17 protein-coding genes are annotated in these 20,576 nt (G+C 66.1%); 9 read left to right on the top strand and 8 right to left on the bottom strand.

Going from position 1 to position 20,576, the window contains the following annotated elements; genetic code table 11:
* Positions 1-520: autotransporter outer membrane beta-barrel domain-containing protein (locus tag AC1DJT_RS18910; RefSeq protein ID WP_476834637.1), on the top strand; the 520-nt coding region annotated here is incomplete at its 5' end.
* Between the two features lie 289 nt (positions 521-809).
* Here AC1DJT_RS18910 and AC1DJT_RS18905 read toward each other — a convergent pair.
* The 5 genes from AC1DJT_RS18905 to AC1DJT_RS18885 form a co-directional block, all read right to left on the bottom strand.
* Positions 810-1,817 carry a DUF1254 domain-containing protein gene (locus AC1DJT_RS18905; protein WP_441493596.1) on the bottom strand — a complete coding sequence of 336 codons (1,008 nt, stop codon included), beginning with the start codon at positions 1,815-1,817 and terminating at the stop codon, positions 810-812.
* A gap of 638 nt (positions 1,818-2,455) precedes the next feature.
* The gene (locus tag AC1DJT_RS18900) at positions 2,456-2,779 is read right to left on the bottom strand and encodes a DUF4387 domain-containing protein (protein WP_476771012.1); all 324 of its coding nucleotides are present in this window, start codon (positions 2,777-2,779) and stop codon (positions 2,456-2,458) included.
* A 1-nt stretch (position 2,780) separates the two neighbouring features.
* The gene (locus tag AC1DJT_RS18895; protein ID WP_476832580.1) at positions 2,781-4,124 is read right to left on the bottom strand and encodes an acyclic terpene utilization AtuA family protein; all 1,344 of its coding nucleotides are present in this window, start codon (positions 4,122-4,124) and stop codon (positions 2,781-2,783) included.
* A gap of 103 nt (positions 4,125-4,227) precedes the next feature.
* Positions 4,228-5,151, bottom strand: a complete 924-nt coding sequence (locus AC1DJT_RS18890) for a LysR family transcriptional regulator (protein ID WP_476770721.1) — start codon at positions 5,149-5,151, stop codon at positions 4,228-4,230.
* Positions 5,148-6,101, bottom strand: a complete 954-nt coding sequence (locus tag AC1DJT_RS18885; protein WP_476834636.1) for a LysR substrate-binding domain-containing protein — start codon at positions 6,099-6,101, stop codon at positions 5,148-5,150. Before AC1DJT_RS18885 ends, AC1DJT_RS18890 begins: the two co-directional genes overlap by 4 nt.
* 139 nt (positions 6,102-6,240) lie before the next feature.
* On the opposite strand from AC1DJT_RS18885, the gene AC1DJT_RS18880 reads away from it, so the two are divergent.
* From AC1DJT_RS18880 to AC1DJT_RS18850, 7 genes are read left to right on the top strand one after another with little or no spacing between them, the layout of a single operon-like run.
* Positions 6,241-7,131, top strand: coding sequence for a transporter substrate-binding domain-containing protein (locus AC1DJT_RS18880; RefSeq protein WP_476834635.1), 891 nt, complete (start codon positions 6,241-6,243; stop codon positions 7,129-7,131).
* A 46-nt stretch (positions 7,132-7,177) separates the two neighbouring features.
* Positions 7,178-8,377, top strand: a complete 1,200-nt coding sequence (locus AC1DJT_RS18875; RefSeq protein WP_476770718.1) for an alpha-hydroxy acid oxidase — start codon at positions 7,178-7,180, stop codon at positions 8,375-8,377.
* The gene (locus AC1DJT_RS18870; RefSeq protein WP_476770717.1) at positions 8,374-9,090 is read left to right on the top strand and encodes an amino acid ABC transporter permease; all 717 of its coding nucleotides are present in this window, start codon (positions 8,374-8,376) and stop codon (positions 9,088-9,090) included. The genes AC1DJT_RS18875 and AC1DJT_RS18870 overlap by 4 nt, the downstream gene beginning before the upstream one ends.
* Complete coding sequence (locus tag AC1DJT_RS18865; protein WP_476770716.1) at positions 9,087-9,884, top strand: ABC transporter permease subunit; 798 nt, start codon at positions 9,087-9,089, stop codon at positions 9,882-9,884. The genes AC1DJT_RS18870 and AC1DJT_RS18865 overlap by 4 nt, the downstream gene beginning before the upstream one ends.
* A 2-nt stretch (positions 9,885-9,886) precedes the next feature.
* Positions 9,887-10,639: an amino acid ABC transporter ATP-binding protein gene (locus AC1DJT_RS18860; protein WP_476770715.1), complete on the top strand. Its 753-nt coding sequence runs from the start codon at positions 9,887-9,889 to the stop codon at positions 10,637-10,639.
* Positions 10,640-10,664: 25 nt separating this feature from the next.
* The gene (locus tag AC1DJT_RS18855; RefSeq protein WP_441493584.1) at positions 10,665-11,687 is read left to right on the top strand and encodes a C-terminal binding protein; all 1,023 of its coding nucleotides are present in this window, start codon (positions 10,665-10,667) and stop codon (positions 11,685-11,687) included.
* Positions 11,688-11,724: 37 nt separating this feature from the next.
* Complete coding sequence (locus tag AC1DJT_RS18850) at positions 11,725-12,378, top strand: RraA family protein (RefSeq protein ID WP_476834634.1); 654 nt, start codon at positions 11,725-11,727, stop codon at positions 12,376-12,378.
* Positions 12,379-12,576: 198 nt separating this feature from the next.
* On the opposite strand, the gene AC1DJT_RS18845 is transcribed toward AC1DJT_RS18850, so the two are convergent.
* Both AC1DJT_RS18845 and AC1DJT_RS18840 read right to left on the bottom strand, forming a co-directional pair.
* A complete protein-coding gene (locus AC1DJT_RS18845) occupies positions 12,577-16,575 on the bottom strand; it encodes a Pls/PosA family non-ribosomal peptide synthetase (protein ID WP_476834633.1) in 3,999 nt (1,332 codons plus the stop codon).
* Between the two features lie 318 nt (positions 16,576-16,893).
* Entirely contained in the window at positions 16,894-18,306 is a 1,413-nt protein-coding gene (locus AC1DJT_RS18840; protein ID WP_476769321.1) for a cytochrome P450, read from the bottom strand.
* Positions 18,307-18,661: 355 nt separating this feature from the next.
* Between AC1DJT_RS18840 and AC1DJT_RS18835 the strand changes: the two genes are divergently transcribed.
* Complete coding sequence (locus AC1DJT_RS18835; RefSeq protein ID WP_476769320.1) at positions 18,662-19,483, top strand: ATP-grasp domain-containing protein; 822 nt, start codon at positions 18,662-18,664, stop codon at positions 19,481-19,483.
* 485 nt (positions 19,484-19,968) lie between these two features.
* Here the strand turns inward: AC1DJT_RS18835 and AC1DJT_RS18830 are convergent, their stop codons facing one another.
* Complete coding sequence (locus AC1DJT_RS18830) at positions 19,969-20,325, bottom strand: hypothetical protein (protein WP_476769319.1); 357 nt, start codon at positions 20,323-20,325, stop codon at positions 19,969-19,971.
* Positions 20,326-20,576: the final 251 nt, after the last annotated feature.

The following is a 20,576-nucleotide window of genomic DNA, read 5'->3' as shown; positions in this document are numbered from 1 at the left end:
CCGGGTGACACTGCCCGGGATCTCCGATGTGCTGCGCTTCGATGGCCGCAGCGCGACCGCCCAGGCCTTCGCCGAGATCGGCTACGCCCTGCCCTACGGGCCGGTCTCGTTCGAGCCCTTCGCGCAGATCGCAGCCGTCACGGTCCGCACCAGCCGCGACGCCGAGACAGGTGGCCCGACCGCACTGCAGGTGCTCGGCCGCGATCAGCGCCTCGGCTTCTCGACGCTCGGCCTGCGGGCCGAGATGCAGTTGGGCGCGACGCCGCTGCTGGCCCGCAGCATGCTCGGTTGGCGCCATGCCTTTGGCGACACGACGCCCGCAGCCAAGCTCGCCTTCCTCGGCGCAGCAACGCCGTTTCAGACTTACGCCGCCCCGCTTGMCCGCAACGCCCTGGTGGCCGAGGCCGGCCTCGCCTGGCGCGCAACCGCGACCACCACGCTCGGCGTCAGCTACAGCGCCGCGATCAGCGACAAGGCCCGCGATCATGCCCTCAAGGGCAGGCTCGACGTCCGGTTCTAGGGCATCGGCCCGAAAGGTGGACTGCCGTTTTCGGGAAAGCCGATGCAAAGACAAAGGGTTAGATCATCGGACTGGATACGATATCCGGTCCGATGATCTCGATGTGAGCTCTCGATAGGGTGTTMATCCGGTCCGGAGCGAGGACGCCGAGGTTGCGAAGCTTCAGTCTCCGTCCGAGGAGGACCGGAACAGCGGACGACCGCCGTCCCGGTTTCACCATGCGGCCAACGGCTTGAGCGGGTGGAAGGTTACCGCTGCTTGCCGGCCGGACGAACGGGGCTGATGCCGTCTACGATGCAGGCTGCGCCTCCGGCATCGTCCACTTGCCATTCAGGATCTCGGCCCGAGGACGGTAGAGCCGAAGCGTGTAATTCCACCCCTGCGTAATCGGCAGGCAATTCGCGATTTTTCCGTCGCAGCCGCCGAACTGGATGTCGATCGCGCCATCGGCACTCTTCTTGCCGGTGATGCTGTTGACCGAATAGGCGTCGTAATCGTTCTTCTGGAAGAAGCCCTTGTCGTTATAGACGCTGATCGACCAGAACGAGTCGACAGGGACATCCTTGACCTTGAGCTTGTAAACCGTTGTGCCGTCGTTCTTGGCCGGGGTGAACGAGGGGTACGATGCGTCCTTGTCGGGGTTGCCGCCCCAGCCGGCTGCCGTGCCGATCAGGTGCTTGACCGGATCGACCTTGCCCTTCGGGCCGAAGGCGTTGGTGAAGCTGCCGGATGCCGCCGACAGCGCTTCKAGCGCGTCACGGATCTTCTTCTGTTGAGCCAGGTCCCAGTTCGGGGCCTCGAACTTGCCAGCCGACTTCTGCTCAACCTTAAGCGCATCCTGCAGCGCGTGAACCTGCGCGAGGTCCTTGGTGTCGTTGGGGTCGACAAGGATACGGACCGCAACGAACACATAGCGGGTGCCGACCTTGTCCTTGGTCAGCGTCGTGCGGCCGGGCTTGTAGACCACCATCGGGGTGTAATGGTCTTCACTGATGACCTGCATCGAGATGAAGCGCTTCCCGGCTTCGGGAAGGGTGATGGTCACCGGGCCGGCRTCGAGGTCGAAGAGCGCCTGGGAGTAGAGCGTATCCCGGTTCATCCGGACCACGGGCTGCTTGTCGATCGGTGTCGGCGTCCTGCTATGGGCGAATTTGCCGAAGCCGCCGTCAGCGGCCGTTTTTGCCATATAGAAATCGGTCTCGGCGCGCTTGAAGTTGTCGACATTGACCGGAACCGTCTGCGCATACGCCGCGCATGGCGCGAGAACCAGGAAACTCAGGCTGTAGATCGACGTCATTCGCATGGAACGGCACCTCATTGGCGTCTCTGATTCATGTGCTCATCGGGGCATGACCGAATGGGTCCGCGTCCGTGCTGCGGCTTATCGCCAGCCCAGGGGGCGGGGGAAACCCGTGATCCGCCCCGCCAGGACTGCCTCCGCGGCATTTCGTGCATGGGCCGCCTGCCCGTCTTGCCATTTCGCGCCAATCGCGACCGGGTCTTCTTCACCAGTTGCGGCAACGCGCATCTGGTCGCGCCGATCCAGATGATGGCRCAGAAAGTTCATGGCGCCCGTTCGATCACGGCAGCAAACCCCGCGCATCCGGCGCAGGGCTCGCGCCGAGCATGGGGCGCTGATCACAGCGATCAAGGCCGGCGACCGGGTGAAGCTGGTCGAGCTCTGCCGCGCTCCTCTCGCCCCCCGCGCGCGACGCTCATATCGCCGCAGGGGAGCAGCGGTCCCGGCGTCGCCGTCAGGAAGGGCGGCGGCTGGCCCGGGGATGACGGCCCGGGCTTTCGAGGGCGGGCCAGAGCGAGATGGCGGAGACGGCGGACTCGGTCCTGTGCATGAGCGCGACCATCGCCAGGAGGCCTGGCCGTTCCAGGAAAGCATCGGCCCGAAAAGTGGATCGCGGTTTTCAAGCGCAGCGTGGTCTAACCTATTGGGACGAGCATGTTCATCAACGGAACGTGCTGCTGACAGCCATACATGTCGCCCTCGCCCGCGGAACCCTGGGCGCGCGGGCGCCTGATCGTGATCTTGATGGCGTTGGCCATGTCGATCTCGAAGAAGGATGAGATGTCCGAGGGGTCAAGACTGTAAGCTTTCGCGACCGTCTCCGGCGTTATCGCGCCGGAATTCCGGATGGTCTCGTAGTTCGCCTTCTCCCTGCACAGGATGTCGAAGGTGATGCGGTAGGGACCGGCATTCTTGCTGCGAACGATGTCGGCGATCTCGCAGAGCGGACGGGCGGCCATGTCACAAATCCTCCAGCGTGACTGGGAAAAGCTCGGTCGGCGAAGCCACCTTCATCAGGTGATAGGCGCTGAACTCGTAGACGGGGCCGACATCGAGGTCGGACGGGGAATAGGGAAAGGCGAGGTTTCCGGAGGGGTTGATGATGCCCTCGTAGTGATGGTGCAGCATGGCTCCGCTGATCTGGTGGCAGGCGGCATGCGCAAGTTCCTGCGAAGCGGCGGTGACCTCGATCACGAGGCCGATTTCCCGCGCTGGCGAATGCTCCCGCTCCAGCTCCTTCATCACGCCGTCGCGGCCATAGACATGGAACTGCACCGAAATAAGATCGGGCGCGAAATAGTCGCGTGCCCGCTCTTCGAGCTGGTCCAGGATGCCGTCGAGCGCCGCGATCGTGGTCGGACAGCGAATACCGGCGATCGCGATCGAGCGATAGCCGGCGAGTCGCGCGCCCTCCAGCTTGACATAGTAGTCCTCGGTCTCGGTCAGCCTGGCACCGGTGACGCGCACCTGCCTATCGCCGAGCTGCTCGAAGGAGCAACCGGTGAGGTCGATCTCATGCCCCGGGCCGCCTTGCCTGAACGGGTTCTCGCGCTCGTAGAGCGAATGTGCGGAGACGGATTTGACGGAAGCCCGCCGCCTGATGCTGCCGGGCTCCAGCACGAAGCCGTCCTCGTCCACGGTGCCGAGCATCACATCCATGGCGAATGGYTCGGCAGAGAATGCGCCGCATTCAAGAATCTTGCCCATGTGGATGGCCAGGGCCGGATCGGCCCCCTTCCAGATCGGATAGGCGGCGATGACGGAGTCGTCGCAGGCGCGGCCGGCGATGATCACGTTGGCGCCTGCGTCGAGCGCCTCACAGATCGGTTCATGCCCCATCTGCGCGACCAGGGTGACCGTTTCGTCGAGCGCGCCCTGCGTCAGGGGGTAGCCGGCCTCGAAGCCGAGCACCTCGTTCGCCGCCACCGCCTGCTTCGCGCGCTCGATCGGGATATCCGAGCGGATGGTGGCCAGCCTGAGCTGCAGCCCGTTCTCGCTGGCGATCTCGCGGACCAGAGCCGCCGTGCGATCGACCTGGACGCCGGATCCCGCGCCGCCGACGCTGCCGACGATAACCGGTATGCCAGCCGCACGCCCGGCACGGATCAGGGCGGTCAGCTCGCGCTTKATGCTCACGTCCGAGACGAGGGGCTTGCCCGAGCCGAGATAATGCGGACCCGGATCGGTCGACCCGGCATCGACGGCGATCACGGCTGGGTTGAGCGACATGCCGCGCGCGAGCGCTTCTTCGCCAAAGCCATAACCTAGCGTTCCGGTGGGGGTGAGGACTGTGATGGGCGGCATTCCTGCCTCTCTTTCGCGAAGAAGTTCCTTCCACGATAGAGGCGGTCGCACGAGGCCTGCGGTCAAATCGCTTCTGCCGCCCCAGACATAACGAAAAGATATGCTAGATCGGAGGCTCCCCGATGGCTGTCGCCATGATTGCGAGCTTGCGGGTCAAGCCGGTCCTGACATGCTCGACGAGAGCGCGCGTGCCGAGCGCGGCATCGCGGAAGCTCGGCAGGGCGACCCAGATGTCGTAATCCACGGCGGGCCGGAAAGGGCGAACGACCAGTTGGCCGCTCGCGAAACCTTCGGTGCTCAACGGATCGACGACCGACACGCCGACGCCGGCCGCGACGAATGAGCAGCAGGCCTCGGTGAGTTGCGCCGTCAGGACGACGTTGGGCCGGGCTCCGGTTTCGGCGAAGGCCTTGTCGACTTGCAACTGCGCGCGATCCTCCTCGACCATGCCGACGAAGCGTTCCCCGGTGAGATCGGTCGCATGGACCACATCCAGTCCGGCCAGCCTGTGGCCCGGCGGCAGTGCGCAGACGGCGCGCATGGTGCAGAGCTTCTCGAACCGCACGCCCGGCCTGTCAGCCGCGAACATGCCGAAGCCGACGTCGACGGCTTGCGTGGCGATGCGCTCGACCAGCAGCCAGGAATTGCGGCTCGACATCTCGATCCGCAGGCCAGGCCGCGCCTCCAGGAATTCGGCCAGGATCGGCGGAAGGATGCGGGTGGCGAGCGAGGGAAAGGCCACGAGCCGGATTTCGCCATAGTCGAGCCGCTGGATCGCCCTGGCGCGCGCCTGGATCGAATCGACGCCGAGGAAGACGCGTTCGACCTCCGCATACAGCATCTGCGCCTCAGCGGTGGGGATGACACCGTTCCTCTGACGATGGAACAGGCCGAAGCCGCATTTGCGTTCGAGCAGCAGAACGAGCTTGCTGACGGCCGGCTGAGACAGCCCGAGCCTCTCACCCGCCCGAGTGAAGCTGCCGAGTTCCATGATCGCCTTGAAGGCCTCGATCTGGCGGATGTTCATGCGCGCGGCGCCTCGGCAGGTGCAGGCATTWCATCACTCATGCCGTGCCCGTGCGCGACGTGGTCGGCGAAGCGTTCCAGCTCGGCCAGGGCATGCGCGACGAAGCTGTCGACGAGGTTGAAGGATCGCGCCGCCTTTGGGCGAATGAGCCAGATGTCGAACTCGACCGCAGGCGAGAACGGCCGGATGATGACGGCGGGGTTGGTGTTGTTGTAGGCGCTGATCGGATCGACCACCGCCACACCGGCGCCGGCCGCGACGAAGGAAAAGGCAGTCTCCGACTGGCCGACCTCGATGCGCAGGCGCCGCTGGATCTTTCGCTCCTCGAAGATCCTGTCGATGACGAAACGCGAATGGTCCTGCGGCCCGAGCGAGATGAAGTCCTCGTCCGTCAGGTCGTGAGCCTCGATGGATCGGCGCGTGGCCAGGCGATGGCCGGCGGGCAGGATGCAGAGCCCGCGCAGCCGGTGAAGATGCGTGCTTTCGACTTCCGGCCGATCGCTCGGCAGAAAGCTAAAGCCAACATCGACATGCTGGGTGGCGACGGCGTCGATCAGGCTACGGGAACGCATGCTTTCGATGCGAAAGCGCGTGTCGGGCCTGTCCTTGCAGAAGCCCCACAGAATGTCGGGCACGACGCGACGGGCGATGGCGGGAAAGGCGGCGATGCTGAGTGCCCCCCAAGACTGGTCGCGCAACGCCGTCGCGACCCGGGCAATCTGACCGACGCCTACGAACATCCGTTCCACTTCAGCAAACAGCGCCTGGGCCTCTCGCGTCGGGGCCAGCTTGCTGCCCTGCCGCTCGAAGAGGCGAAAGCCGCAATGGCGTTCGAACAGGGCGATGAGCTGGCTGACTGCCGGCTGCGAGATGCTCATCCTCTCGCCGGCGCGCGTCACACTGCCCGTGGTCATGACGGCACGAAAGGCCTCGATCTGGCGGACGTTCATGTGACAGCATAAGCTCCAGTTATTCTGCAGCGATAATTTTCTATTGGAAAATTATATTCCGCAAGATGATCATCCCCTCAAGGACGCACGAGGATGTCCGAGGGACATTCCGGCAAGCGTTCGGACAACGGGGATCGTCATGTTCATCGAAAACGCCCAGCGGCGCCTGCGCGCCATGATGTCCGTCTCGGCCGGCACGGTTCGCAGCGCACGCTACCTCACCGGCGCATCGCTCATCGGGCTCGGCCTCGCCGCCTCGCTCGGCGCCGCGCAAGCCGACCAACTCGACCGCGTCAAGCAGCGCGGCAAGCTCATCGTCGGCATCCGCAACGACTACATCCCCTTCGGTTATCTGGACCCCAAGGCCCAGAATGTCGGCTTCGAGGTGGATCTCGCCCGGGCCGTCGCCAAGGACCTGCTGGGCTCGGAAACTGCGATCGAATACGTCCCGGTCGTCGCCTCGAACCGGATCGAGTTCCTGAATGCCGGCCGCATCGACGTGATCTTCGCGACGCTCGGCGTCACCGCGGATCGCGGCAAGGTCATCGACTTCACGCAGCACTACTATTCCATGGCCGGTATCGTCCTGATGGCGCCGAAGGAAGCGACCTACAAGAGCTGGGACGACATTCGCGGCAAGAAGATCTKCGGCAGCCAGGGCAATCTCTACAACCGGACGCTGAGCGAGAAGATGGGCGCCGAGCTGGTGCTGTTCACCGGAACCGCCGAAATCTTCAGCGCCTTCCAGGGCGGCCGCTGCGACGCCATCGCCTTTGACGGCCCGAACCTGAACATGAAGGTCATGGAGGACGGCTGGAAGGACAAGTACAAGATCGCGCTGCAGACCTTCGAATACGTCCCGATCGCCGGCGGCGTGCGCAAGAACGAGCCCGCATTCCTCAAGGCGGTCGACACGGCCATCATCAAGGCCGAGGCCGGCGGGCTGATGGTCGAGGGCGAGAAGAAGTACAATCTCGGCGAGAGCGAATACGTCCAGAAGCGCGCTGCCGATGCGAAGAAGGCGCAGTAGCGCGAGCGCGGAGGGTCAGGCGCGAGCGAGCGGGGTTCGGCTCATCATGCATGCGTTGAAGGTCGCTCCTCGCAACAGGCGCCGCGCCATCGATCGCAGCGCCGGCCTCGCCGGCCTGGATGCCGGCGTGCGACGCATGCTGCCGCCGGCGCTCTATCACTACCTCGCCGGCGCCTCCGACGACGAGGCGACGCACGCCCGCAACCTTCGTGCATTCGGCGAGCTCGCCTTCCTGCCCAAGGTGCTCGTCGACGTCTCGCGGCGCTCGCTCGCCAAAACGCTGTTCGGCGTCGAAAGGCCCCTGCCCTTCGGAATCGCGCCGATGGGGCTCAGCCGGCTGATCGCCCCGGATGGCGACATTGCGCTCGCGCGGGCCGCCGCCGATGCCGACATCCCCTTCATCCTCAGCGGCGCTTCATTGACAGCGATGGAAGAGGTCCGGGCGGCCGGCGCGACGAGCTGGTTCCAGGCCTATGTTCCAGGCGAAGCGGACCGCATCGCGAGGCTGATCGACCGCGTCGAGGCGGCCGGCTTCGACACTCTGGTGATCACCGCTGACACCGCCGTGCACCCCAAGCACGAGCGCGCCGCGCGGCACGGCTTCCATTCACCGGTGAAGCCGAGCCTGGGCCTCGCCTGGCAGGGCCTGTCGCGCCCGGGCTGGCTCCGGCGCGTTCTCTTGCGCGACCGCTTGGCCGCGCTGAAATTCCGCTTCGAGAACATGGATGCCGGACAGGGGCCCCCGGTCTTTTCCGCGACCCTGGTCCGCGATATCGGCCGGCGCGATGCGCTGTCCTGGCCGCATATCGAAGCGGTGCGCCGACGCTGGAAGGGCAAGCTGGTCATCAAGGGCATCATGGCGGCCGGCGATGCGGCCGTGGCCGAGAAGGCCGGGGTGGACGGCATCATCGTTTCCAATCACGGCGGTCGGCAAGTCGACTGCGCCGCCAGTTCGCTGGCGGCCCTGGAGCGTATCGCCGAGCGCGGCCTGACGCTGACCGTCATGCATGACGGCGGCATCCGGCGTGGCGCCGACGTGCTGAAGGCGCTCAAGCTCGGCGCCGATTTCGTCTTCGTCGGACGGCCGATGCTGATGGCGGCGGCCATCGGCGGCCAGCGTGGCGCCGCCGAGGCCATCGCCTTGYTGGCAGAGGAGATCGACATCGCCATGGCGCTACTCGGCATCGATGACCTGCGTGGCCTGGCGGAGGTCGAGTTGCTGCGGGATCGGAGACCTCTGTCATGAGCCTCGACTACAGCTGGCTCAGCGACGGCCTCTACCAGACCTGGCTGCTGCGCGGCCTGGGAACGACAATCCTGATGAGCCTGCTCGGCATCGCATTGATGCTGGTGATCGGCGTGGCGGGCGCGCTGTGCCTGCATTTCCGCCTGCCGGTACTGGAGACGCTGACGACCGTTCTGGTCGAGCTGTTCCGCAACACGCCGCCGCTGGTGCAGCTCTTCTTCCTCTATTTCATGCTCTCCGAAGTCGGGCTGAAGCTGACAGATCCGACGACGGGCCGCAGCGTGCCGTTGTTCTCGGGCTTCACCTGCGTGGTGCTGTCGCTGGGTCTCTACAACGGCGCGATTGCGGTCGAGATCATCCGCTCGGGTCTGCTCGCCGTGCCGTCTCAGACCGTCGAAGGCGCGCGTTCGCTCGGATATACGCGCTTCCAGACCTTTCGACATGTCGAGCTGCCGATTGGCTTCAGGCTGTCGATGCCGGCCATGACGAACAACGTCGTCAGCCTGATCAAGACCTCGTCGCAGGCAGCGCTCGTCGCGGTTCCCGACATCATGTACGGCGCGACGCAGATCTCCCTCGAGACCTTCAGGAATCTCGAGGTCATGCTGCTGATCTGGATTCTCTACGTCGCCCTGGCGAGCCTCGCCGTCGTCATCCTGCGCCGGCTGGGCGACGTCTTCCGCATCCCCGGATACGGAGTCCAGGCGTCATGAGCCGCGAATGGCGCGCCTTCCTGCTCGGCATCATCGGCGTTCCGGCCGTGCTCGCCGCCTTGCTCTTCGCCGTGTATGGCGCCGAAACGCCGGCCATTCTCGCGAAGATCTGGCTGCGCACGCCGCTGCTGCTCTCCGGCTCGGCCGACTTCAGCGGCTCGACCGGGGGCTTCGCAGCGAACATCCTCATCAGCCTCTGGGCGATGGCGATCGCTGCAGCCGTCGGCGCCGTGCTCGGGATCGGACTGATCTCCCAGGGCAAACTCATCCGCATTCCCTCCGAATTCGTGATGAACGTGCTGCGCAACTCGCCCTGGCTGGTCGTGCTCTACGCGATGCTCTACCTGCTGCCCTTCGAGGTCACGGTCTTCGGCGCCACCGTCTTCCTGTCGCCGATGGTGAAATCGATCGTCGGGCTCGCCCTGCCGGTGACTGCGAACATCGCCGAGGTGTTTCGCGGCGGCGTCGAGGCCATCGCCAGCGGGCAGTGGGAATCGGCGCGTTCGCTCGGCTATCGCCGGCTGCAGATCCTGCGGCATATCGTGGTGCCTCAGGCGCTGCCGCTGATGACGCCGAACCTGATGACGATCTATGCGATGCTCTTCATCGGCACGAGCCTCGTCGTGGTCACCGGGACCTCCGACGTGATTTCGGTCGCGCGCACGGTCATCGGCAGCGATGGCGATCACATCGCCACGGCCGTCTACATTTTCGTGCTGCTGCTCTTCTTCCTCTTCAGCTTTCCGATCGCGATCCTGACACGCTGGCTCGAACGGCGCGTGCGAGCGAGGTGACCATGACGACCGCCATTCCGAAAACCTTCATCGAACTGCGCGACGTCCACAAGTCGTTCGGCGCCTTCCCCGTGCTCAAGGGCGTCTCGCTCTCCGTCAACGATGGCCGCGTTGTCTGCATCATCGGCCCCTCGGGCTCCGGCAAATCGACGATCCTGCGCTGCATCAACGGGTTGACGCCGATCAACAGCGGCAGCATCCGCGTCGGCGATTTCCAGGTGGAGAAACTCCGGACCGACCGCGCATTCATCCCGCTGCGCCATCAGGTCGCGATGGTGTTCCAGCAGTACAATCTCTTCCCCCATCGCACGGTACTCCAGAACCTCACCATGGCGCCCATCCAGGTGCTCGGCGAGAAACCTGCGGAGGTGACGGAGCGCGCCCGCGCCCTGCTCGCCAAGGTTCGGCTGACCGGCAAGGAGGGCGCCTATCCGGGTGAGCTTTCCGGCGGCCAGCAGCAACGTGTCGCGATCGCGCGGGCGCTGGCCATGCAGCCCCGCACCATCCTTTTCGACGAGGTCACCGCCGCGCTCGACCCCGAGATGGTCAGCGAGGTGCTGAGCGTCATCCGCGATCTTGCGCGGGAGGGCATGACCTGCGTGCTGGTGACCCATGAGATGCGCTTCGCGCAGGAGGTCGCCGACGAGGTGTTCTTCACCGATCGCGGCGTCATCGTCGAGCACGCGCCGCCCGCGACCCTCTTCAAGGCCCCCTCCGACCCTCGCCTAAAAGACTTTCTCGACAAGGTTCTCTGAAACGCTGCGGCCAGGATTGATTGCGATGACTGCCCTCAAGGTATTGGTTCCCGACGCGCATCTGCGCGATCTCGACGTCGAGCACGGCGTCTCGGGCGACAGGCTGGACTACATCGTTTTCGACGAGACAGATCCGGACGCGATTCCAGACGAAATCTGGCGCAGTTGTGACGCGGTGCTGGTCTGGCACCGCATGAAGATCACGGCCGACGTGGTCGCCAAGCTCGATCGCTGCAGGCTGATCGTGCGGGTAGGTGTCGGCTTCGACAATGTCGACGGCGCCGCCTGCCGCGCGCGCGGCATCCCGCTCTCGAACGTTCCGAACTACGGCACCACCGAGGTGGCCGACCATGCGCTGGCGATGCTGCTGCATCTCGTGCGGGGGCTCGGCAGCTATGAGGCGCGGCTGAAGGCCGATCCGGTCGCCGGCTTCGTCGCCGAGGACGTGCCGGTGGTGCGCCGTATCCGCGGATCGACCTTCGGCGCGATCGGCATGGGGCGCATCGGCACGGCGGTCGCCCGCCGCGCCGCAGCCTTCGACATGAAGGTCATCTATGTCGATCCCTTCCAGCCGGAGGGACATGATCTCGGCCTGGGCATCGAGCGCGTCCGCACGCAGGAGGAACTTCTGCGCCGCGCCGACGTCGTCAGCCTGCATGTGCCGCTCTCCGACGACACGCGCAATCTTATGGGGGCAGCCCAGTTCGCCGCGATGAAACCCGGCAGCATCTTCATCAACATCGCCCGCGGCGGGCTCGTCGATGTCGATGCCCTCCACGACGCGCTCAAGAGCGGCCACATCGCCGCCGCCGGCCTCGACGTGCTGCCCAAGGAACCGCCGGTGCCGACGCCGGCGCTGATCGAGGCCTGGCGCGGCAACGCCTCCTGGCTCGCCGGGCGCCTCGTCGTGACGCCGCACGCCGCCTTCTACTCGGAGGCCGGCTATCTCGACATGCGCACCTTCTCCGCCGAGATCCTGCTCGAATTCCTGTTCGAGGGACGGCTGCGGAACAACGTCAATCCCGGTTGGGACGCCAAGGCGAACTGACGGCCGGCAAACACCTCTCGCACACGGGAACAAGACAATGGCCTTTCAGCAGAGCGAAACCGACTTCAGGGCGCTCAGCGCCGAAGAACTCCAGGCCTGGCGGGCAATCCCGCCGGCCGTAGCCTCCGACTGCATGAACCGCACGCAGGTGATGAAGGCGGCGATCAAGCCAATCGCTGCCGACACGATCCTCTGCGGCCAGGCCCGCACCGTAACGACGATGGTCGGCGATTGCGGGCCGATCTGCTCGCTGATCGCTGCGGCCAGACCGGGGGAGATCATCGTCGTCGATGCCGGCGGCGTCGAAGACACGGCCGTCTGGGGCGGGGTCATGACGGAAGAGGMCGTTCAGAGGCGGATCGGCGGGGCGGTCATCGACGGGGCGGTGCGAGACGTCTCCGATCTGCGCAAGGCCGGCTTCGCCATGTTCTGCCGCGCCATCGTGCCGAGGGGACCGCATCACGGATTTGGCGGAACGATCGATGGCACCGTCGCGGTCGCGGGCGTGCCGGTTCGATCGGGCGATATCGTCCTCGGCAATGACGACGGCGTTGTTGTCGTACCGCTGGAGCGCGCTGCGGAGGTCCTGGCCGCCGCGCAGGCGCATCTGCTGAAGGAGGAGGACTGGATCAAGACGATCCGTTCCGGCGGAACAATACCTGAAATGTTCTCTATACCGGCCGCAAAATAGCAGCGGGACGACGATTGGTTGAGGGTGGCGGCAATCGTTCTGCGCTGGAGGCCCGTATGGCCCGATAGCGAATGCCGGGTTTCGGGCAAGGCATGAATCTCTGGAGCTGGCGCGAACGTCAGCAATCCACCCGATCGGTTCCGTGCATGAGCGCGCCCATCGCCCGAAGGCTTGGGCGCTCCGCCGGACGAGGCCGCCTCAGGCMGGTGCGGCAGGCGCGCCGGCCCATTCGGTCTTGGCCGGGATCGTCTCGCCCTTCATGACGATGGTCAGCAGGCCAAGCCTGGCGTGGTCACCGACATTGGTATCGTAGAGCACCGTGGTCAGTCCGCCGAGGGCGCAGCCGCGGCCGATCTCGATGCGGCCGACCTTCATCACCCGGTCCTCGAAGAGATGGGTCTGGAGGTTGGCGGTCGCGTTGATCGCGGCATAGTCGCCGATGCTGACGCAGTCGAACTCGGTGATGTCGGTCGAGTCGAGATAGACGCCCTGGCCGAGCTTCACGCCGAAGAGGCGCAGCACCCAGGGCAGCATCGGCGTGCCGCGCAGCGCATTGAGCAGGATCGCGCCGGCGGTGCCCCAGTAGAGCGTMGTCATCGCCTCGGTGCGCAGCGCCCACCAGGACCAGAGGCCGCGATTGCCGGGCCGGTAGACGCCCATCACCAGCCATTTCATCAGCAGCACCGCGCTCGCCAGCGCAACCGAGGTGCCGACCGCGCAGGCGATGAAGACCGGTGCGAACTCGCCCCAGCTCTGAGCACTTTCGAGGGCTGGGAAGAGGACAAGCTCGGCCGTGATCGTGCCGAGCGTGATGAACATCATCGTCGGCATCGAGGCGCTGAACAGCTCGAGGACGGCGCGCAGGATGCGGCGCCAGACCGGAGGCCGGAAGGTCTTGGCGATGTCGGCATCGTCGAAGCGCTGGCGCGAGGGCAGCAGGATCGGCGGACTGCCGAAGCGGGTCTCGCCGGGCTGCATCGCCACGTCGGCGGGCGGCTTCGACTTGATGCCGAGCAGCGAGCCCGTCGGCAGGAAGGCGCCGGGCGGCACCACCGCGTCATTGCCGATGAAGACCCGGTCGCCGGTGCGCACGGGCTTTGCGGTCATCCAGCCGCGGCGGACATCCTCGTCGCCGAGCACGACCTCGTCGGCGACGAAGCAATGCGCGCCGATCTCGATCATGTCGAAGCGGCCGCCGAAATTGGTGGCGATCTCGGTGTCCTTGCCGATCTTGGCGCCCATCATGCGGTACCAGAGCCGCATGTAGACCGTGGAGAACAGCGAGGACAGGCTCTGGAGCATCACATCCGAGGCCAGGCCCACGGTCCATTTGCGCAGGCCGTAGCCGGAGGCGATGGCATGCGTGCCCTCGACCGAGCGCGGCATCACGAGCCAGCGGATCGCGGTCACGAGCAGGACGGTGGCGAACATCAGCACCATCGCGGTCGGCCAGGCGAGGACCGGCAGGACCCAGCGATAGTCGATGCCGACCAGCTCCTGCAGCGGCCCGTCGAAACGGTCGAGAATGAAGAAGGCCGGGAAGATCGGCAGCAGCGCCAGCGCCGGCATCACCAGAAGCATGGCGCCGAAGAAGACGCTCTGCAGCGCCCTGACCGGCACCGAGGGCTGCTGGGCGTGCTGGGGCCAGGACGCGGGATCGACCTTGCCGGTGCGATGGCCGGGCGAACCGTCCCAGTGCTCGAAGGCGCCGACGCGGCTGCCTGCGGCGAGCGCGGTCAGATCGGCGAGCTCGGCGCCCTCCCTGATCACCGTGTCATGGCCGATGGCGCAGGAGGTGCCGATATAGGCGTCCTTGCCGATCGTGATCGTGCCGATCACCAGCTCGTTGCCGATCACCTCGGCATTGGCGAGGCTGAGCTTGCCGCCGAGCGTGACGTCGTCCCCGATCTCGACGAGGTCGATCGCGCCGGCCTCGAAGCCGCTGACGAAGACGCCCTTGCCGACCCGGGCGCCAAGCAGACGCATGGCGACCCTGGCCAGCGGCGTGCCCTGCATCAGGTTGAGATGGACCATCCCGGTGAACTGGCGGGCGAGCCACCAGCGGAAGAAATAGACGCCCCAGAGCGGATWGCAGCCGGGCGTCGTGCGCCAGAGCACCAGGCGCTTGCCGAGGATGCCGGCGATCATCACCGAGAGCGTGACGAGCGCATAGATGCCCATCATCATCAGGATCTCGCGCAGCTCGACGCGCCCGTCGACCGTGATCAGCTCGTAGATGACATAGATCGTCAGCCAGGGGCCGGTCAGCGCCAGCAGCAGCACCGGCATGCAGGCGAGCTGCGCCAGCCCGCAGAACAGCCGGCGCCGCAGCGGCGGCGGCGTGAAGGTGAGATCGCGCGCCGGCGGCCGGCCGATATTGGCCTGCCTGCGCTCGTCGAGCCGGGCGGCGATCGCGCGCAGGGTGCGCAGGCTGTAGACGTCCTCCAGCGTGATGCTCGGCAAAGCGGGATTGGCACGCACGCCGGCAAGGAAGGTGGCCGCCAGCAGCGAATGGCCGCCGAGATCGGCGAAGAAATCGGCCTCGAACCCGATCGTCTGGCCCGGGAAGAGCGGCCGGGCGGCGTCGAGCAGCGCGGCTTCGGTCGCGCTCCGCGGCTCCTCCTGCTCCTCGGCAGACGCCGCCATCGTCAGCGGCGCCGCCTTCAGCGCCTTGCGGTCGGCCTTGCCCGAGGTCAGGCGCGGCAGGCTCGCCATCTCCTCGAAATGCGAGGGCAGCATATAGGGCGGCAGGGTCTCCTTCAGGGCGGCGCGCACCGCTGCACGGTCGAAGGCGGTCGCCGTGTCCGTCACCACGAAGGCGACGAGCCGGTCGATGTCGTCGTCGCGACGCAGCACCACGGTCGCCTGCGCGATGCCGGGCAGGTCGCAGAGCCTGGCCTCGATCTCGCCGAGCTCGAGCCGGAAGCCGCGCAGCTTGACTTKATCGTCGATGCGGCCGTGGAAGTGGATCTTGCCCTTCTCCGAAATGCTGACCGCATCGCCCGAGCGGTAGAGCACCGGGTCGGTGCCGTCGCCGCCGAAGGGATTGGCGATGAACTTCTCGGCGGTGAGCTCGGGACGGCCGAGATAGCCCGCGGCGACGCCGGGGCCGCCGATCAGGAGCTCGCCCTCGGTGCCGGGGCCGACGATCGCCATCTGTTCGTCGACGACATAGCAGGTGTAGTTCGGGATCGGCAGGCCGATCGTCACCGCCTCGTCCGGCGTGACCTCGTCGACGGTGGCGACGACGGTGGCCTCGGTCGGCCCGTAGGAGTTGAAGACCTTGCGGCCCGGGCGGCACCAGCGTTGGCGAACAGCCGGCGGGCAGGCCTCGCCGCCGAGGATGATGATGCGCAGGCTCGGGATGTCCTGCGGCATCATCGCGAGCAGCGTCGGCACGGTGTCGAGCACGGTGATGCCGGCCTCGGTCATCAAGGCCGGCAGGCGCTCGACCTCGCCCAGCACCTGCGCCGAGGCGACCCAGAGCGTCGCACCGACGAGATAGGGGACGAAGATCTCCTCCAGCGAGAGATCGAAGGCGACGGAGGCGCCCTGGAAGGAGACGTCGTCAGCCGCCATGCCATAGACGTGGTTCGACGAGCGCAGATAGTGGCAGATGTTGCTGTGCGCGATGACGATGCCCTTGGGCTTGCCGGTCGAGCCCGAGGTGTAGATCGCATAGGCCGGGCTCGCCGGCGTCACGCCCTCACTGCGCGGATCGACCGGCGGAGCGTCCGTGCCGGCGGCGATCAGGTCGGGGCAGCGCACGGCCTCGGCGGGCAGCTCCCGGTCGAGTTTCGCGCCGGTGACGTCGTCGATGACGATGATACGGGCCTCGCAATCGGCGAGGCATTCACCGATGCGCTCGGGCGGGGCGTCGGCGTCGAAGGGGATATAGGCCGCACCGGCCTTGAGGATGCCGAGCAGCGCGACATGCAGGTCGAGCGAGCGCGACATCCACAGGCCGACAAAGGCCCCTGCCCCGACGCCGCGCGCCCGCAGCGCGCGCGCCACCTTGTCGGCGCGGGCGTCGAGCTCGGCATAGGTGACGCGCTCGGCTGCGAAGATGATGGCTGTATGCTCAGGCGTCCGCCGGACGGATGCCTCGAAGATCTCGCCGAGCAGTTCGTCGCGCAGGAGCGAGGGCTCCACGGCGCCCACGAGCTTTCCGGCACCGCGCCCGACGATGGCATGCATGATCCGCTTCCCCCAGCCAGACGCCGCAAGGCTGAACCGCCTGTGCGAGACCGGGATTTGCTAGCGATGAGAGATGTAGATTGCGTTAGGACATTGCGAAGCGTTGTTCCCGCCCTGCCCCACGAACGCTGGGTCAGCGCCAGCAGACTATTCACGCCCCGGAGGAGAACGCCCCCTGGCCGGGGCGATCGATCGCAACGCTTGCGAACAGCACTCTAGATCATCAGACCGGATATGGTATCCGGCCTGATGATCTAACCCTTTGTGTTTGCATCGTCTTTGCCCCGAAAACCGCAATCCACTTTTCGGGCCGATGCTCTAACGACGCGCCCGGAGTTTCATCGGCATGCCGCCCTGCGGCCGAAGCGTGATCCGCTGCTGCGGAACTGGGGGATCACTGCCGGCATATTCGAACCGGAAGGCGCCGATCAGCTGTGCCAGGCTCAGCACCGCCTCGATCATCGCGAAATGCTGGCCGATACAGATCCGCGGTCCGGCGCCGAAGGGCAGATAGGCATAACGATCGATCGTCTCGCGCGCTCCAGGCAAGAAGCGCTCCGGCCAAAACTGCGTCGGCGCGGTCCAGAGGGAGCGATGCCGATGCAGCACATAGGGCGAGATGATCACGAGCGCGCCCTTGGGGATCGCGACGCCCCCGACCTGATCCTCGGCGATCGCGACGCGCGACAGCGAGGGCACGGGCGGGTAAAGCCGCATGGCCTCCTCGATCACGGCGCGCGTCATGGTCAGGCGATCGCCAGCGAGCACTGCGGCGACAGGGTCGGCCGCCACCGCATCGGCCTCGGCCTCGAGGCGCTCCCTGACATCGTCGGCCATCGCGACGAGGTAGAGCGACCATGTCAGGGCGTTGGCCGTCGTCTCGTGGCCAGCGCCGATGAAGGTCACGATATTCGCGCCGACCTCTGCGTCAGTGAGGCCCGTGCCGGTTTCGGGATCACGCGCATCGAGCAGGGCATCCAGCAGATCGCGGGCATGCGGAGCGCTTGGCGGTTGAGACAAGCGCAGCGTTTGCCGGTCGGTCACGATCGCCTCGATCTGCCGCTCGAAGAAATCGATGGCGGACCGCGCGCGAATGCGGCCGATCCGCGGGATCCAGGCCGGTGCGCCCAGGATATCGAGAGGATCGATGCGCCCCTGCGTCGCGAAATAGCGGGTCAATGCCTGCCCGAAGGCCACGGCGCCGCCCGCGATCGCGTTCGAGAACAACGTCTCGGCCAGCACGTCATAGGTCAGCCGCGTCATGTCCTCGCCGATGTCGACGATCCTGCCGGGGCGCCGCTGCGCCATCCGCGCCACCTGACTGGCGATCGGGGGCAGCATCCTGGCGGCAAGCGCTTCGACCCGCCTCGGCGTGAACAGCGGCGCAAGCGTGCGGCGGGCCCGCTTCCAGGCGTCGCCCTCGACCGTCAGCAGCCCCTGCCCCAGTCCCGGCGCGAGAATGGTCTTCTGAAGCGCGTCCTTCGGATAATTCGCGTTGTTCTCGACGAGCACATGTCGGATCGCAGCAGGGTCCGAGATGACGACGCCATAGCCGAGCACGCTTTTGCCCGCGACGATCGGATCCTCGAAATGCTGCTGGCGCCAGATCGTCAGCGGGTTGCGACGCAGGCGCAGCAGCAGCTCCAGGCGGCCGAGCTGGCGATCGCCCGGAACCGGCGCCGGGGGCGTCCGCCTTCTGGACGGCTCGGCGGGAACCTCTGACAGAACCATGCGATGGCGCCTTCTGAAACGAAGAACCGCCGGGCGAGCGTGGCCTGTGCGGGTGTCGTTTCAAAGGCAGGTGCTGAGGGCTGCTGAAAAGGCGATCTCCTCGATCGAAGGGGGCGCCCGGCGAGGCAACACCCCGGACAAGGGCTGAACCCATCCCTCGCATTCAGGGAATCGTTACGTTCAGCAGCTACGCCCGGTCTTCATCGGGCACGCGGAGCTCGCCGGGTCGCGCAGGATGACAGCTCCACAAGGCGACCCTGCAGCGTCACGCACGCTCCCGGCGCGGAAGGCTCGACCTGCGCTTGCCGTCCTCTGGACTCCCGGCCGGACGCTCGCCCCGTCCAATCGCGCTGCAATGGATCAGTTTCTCGCCAGCGCACGMAAGCTGGATCTGGATGTTACGATCGTCGCAGAAGCCGACCTCGATCGGCTGGCTGAGTTCGACGGCGTTTTTATCCGGGATCACACGCGCCTGGACGATTACACCCACCAGTTCGCGCTGCGTGCGGCCGAACTCGGCCTGGCCTCGATCGATGACCCGATCTCGATGCGGATCTGCGCCGACAAGGTGTCCCAGGTCCGTCTCTTCGAACGCCACCGGGTGCCGACGCCGAAGACGTTGCTCCTGCACCGCGGGAACATCGGCGATGCGATCCCGCTGCTCGGCCTGCCCTGTGTCGTCAAGCTCCCGGACAGCTCGTTTTCCAGAGGCGTCTGCAAGGTGGAAGGCGAGGCCGAATTTCGGGTGCGCTGCCTGCAATGGTTCGATCGCTCCCCCGTCCTGGTCGCTCAGGAGTACATCCCGACCCGCTTCGATTGGCGCATCGGGGTGCTCGATTGCCGGCCGCTCTTCGCCTGCCGGTATCACATGGTGCCGGGCCATTGGCAGGTTGTACAGAACGCGGGCTCACGGGACTATCGGGAAGGCTTGACCGAGGCCGTCGCCATCTCCGAAACGCCCAAATCCGTGCTGGCAGCTGCGCTGGCTGCCGCCGACACGGTCGGCGACGGCTTCTATGGCGTTGACGTCAAGGAGTGTGGAGAGCGGCCCCTCGTGCTCGAGGTCAATGACAACCCCAATGTCGATGCCGGCCATGAAGATGCGCTCATCGGGAATGCGCTCTACGACACGGTCATGGGATCGCTCGATCACCGCATCAGAGCGACGTGCCGATAATCGACAGGGCACGGCCCCGGGGCCGCGGCGTCCTCCCTCGGAGGCCTTCGAATGCCAGCCTTCAGCCGGTCCGACCCCGCCAGCCCGGGCCGGCATCCGGAACGCGTCACAGATGCGGACCTCGAGAGGGGAATAGCGGAGCTTTTGAGCCGACGAGCGCCGGTCTCGCCGCTCCGGGGGCTTGCCGCTCTTGCCCTTGCCAAGGAACGGGTCCCGATCGCGGCATAAGCGGATTCAACCATGGCCCACCGTGGCCCCGACCAGAATTGATGGGTCTACGAATTAGGAACTGAAGGCCACGAACGTTCCTGTCGATGGGTTCTGGTCGGTCAGCCTCTACAACGGGGACATGGTTCGGCTCTATCGACCGCGAGCCGAAATTCTCAACGGATCGCGGACGTTTCCGGAGGCACAGCCGATGAACTCCCCGGCACCTTCTAGCTGGCTGTATCAACTCCCACTTTGGGGACGCGATGCCTTTTGGGTCAGGGCCGCGGAATCACACTGATCAACACCGGGATCAGGAAGCCGAGTGCGAAGGCTGCCGACAGGCAGATCAGGCGCATCCTGCGGATGAAGGCTGATTTATCGCGGATCATCCGACCTGCATCCTTCGCGCTGTGCTCGAAGGCCAGAGCTGCGCAGGCCAGCAGCAATGCCGCCGACAGGCCATGGAGCGAGACAGCGAAGCCATTCGGCAGGAGGCGCAGCATGGCCGAGGCCATGAGGATGATGGCTCCGATCAGGGCGCCTGCGGCGATCAGCCCGGGAACGCGTGCAAGGATCGAAACCCTGACGTCCCGGGCAATGGATTGAGGGGCAAACGCGGTGTGAAGGGACATCGGACCGAGCCTTCCGGGGGTTCCCTCGGATCATCTCCCCTTCCCGCGCCCGCTTGCATGCGCTTGATCACACAAGCTCCGATGCCAGCCCCAGGCCGGCGAATTCGACCGTGGCCGGAGGCCCGCAGGCGAGCATTCCCGACTGGAGTTGCCTGACAGGACCGCTTGCCTGACAGGACCTCTTGCCCGACGGGACCTCTTGCCTGAGCGGACCGCCTGACCTCGGCTCTCGACCGCGAGCGGCCGTAGGC

This window comes from Allobosea sp. 05T422_2 (assembly GCF_056396265.1).
The sequence above is the reverse complement of the archived record's forward strand: the minus strand, read 5'-3'. Positions and strand labels throughout refer to the sequence as shown.

Bases quoted from the DNA above. Each gene is read 5' to 3' on its own strand.
- AC1DJT_RS18900 (WP_476771012.1), bottom strand. From the start codon at position 2,779: ATGGCCGCCCGTCCGCTCTGCGAGATCGCCGACATCGTTCGCAGCAAG.
- AC1DJT_RS18890 (WP_476770721.1), bottom strand. From the start codon at position 5,151: ATGAACATCCGCCAGATCGAGGCCTTCAAGGCGATCATGGAACTCGGC.
- AC1DJT_RS18870 (WP_476770717.1), top strand. From the start codon at position 8,374: ATGAGCCTCGACTACAGCTGGCTCAGCGACGGCCTCTACCAGACCTGG.
- AC1DJT_RS18865 (WP_476770716.1), top strand. From the start codon at position 9,087: ATGAGCCGCGAATGGCGCGCCTTCCTGCTCGGCATCATCGGCGTTCCG.
- AC1DJT_RS18860 (WP_476770715.1), top strand. From the start codon at position 9,887: ATGACGACCGCCATTCCGAAAACCTTCATCGAACTGCGCGACGTCCAC.
- AC1DJT_RS18855 (WP_441493584.1), top strand. From the start codon at position 10,665: ATGACTGCCCTCAAGGTATTGGTTCCCGACGCGCATCTGCGCGATCTC.
- AC1DJT_RS18840 (WP_476769321.1), bottom strand. From the start codon at position 18,306: ATGGTTCTGTCAGAGGTTCCCGCCGAGCCGTCCAGAAGGCGGACGCCC.
- AC1DJT_RS18830 (WP_476769319.1), bottom strand. From the start codon at position 20,325: ATGTCCCTTCACACCGCGTTTGCCCCTCAATCCATTGCCCGGGACGTC.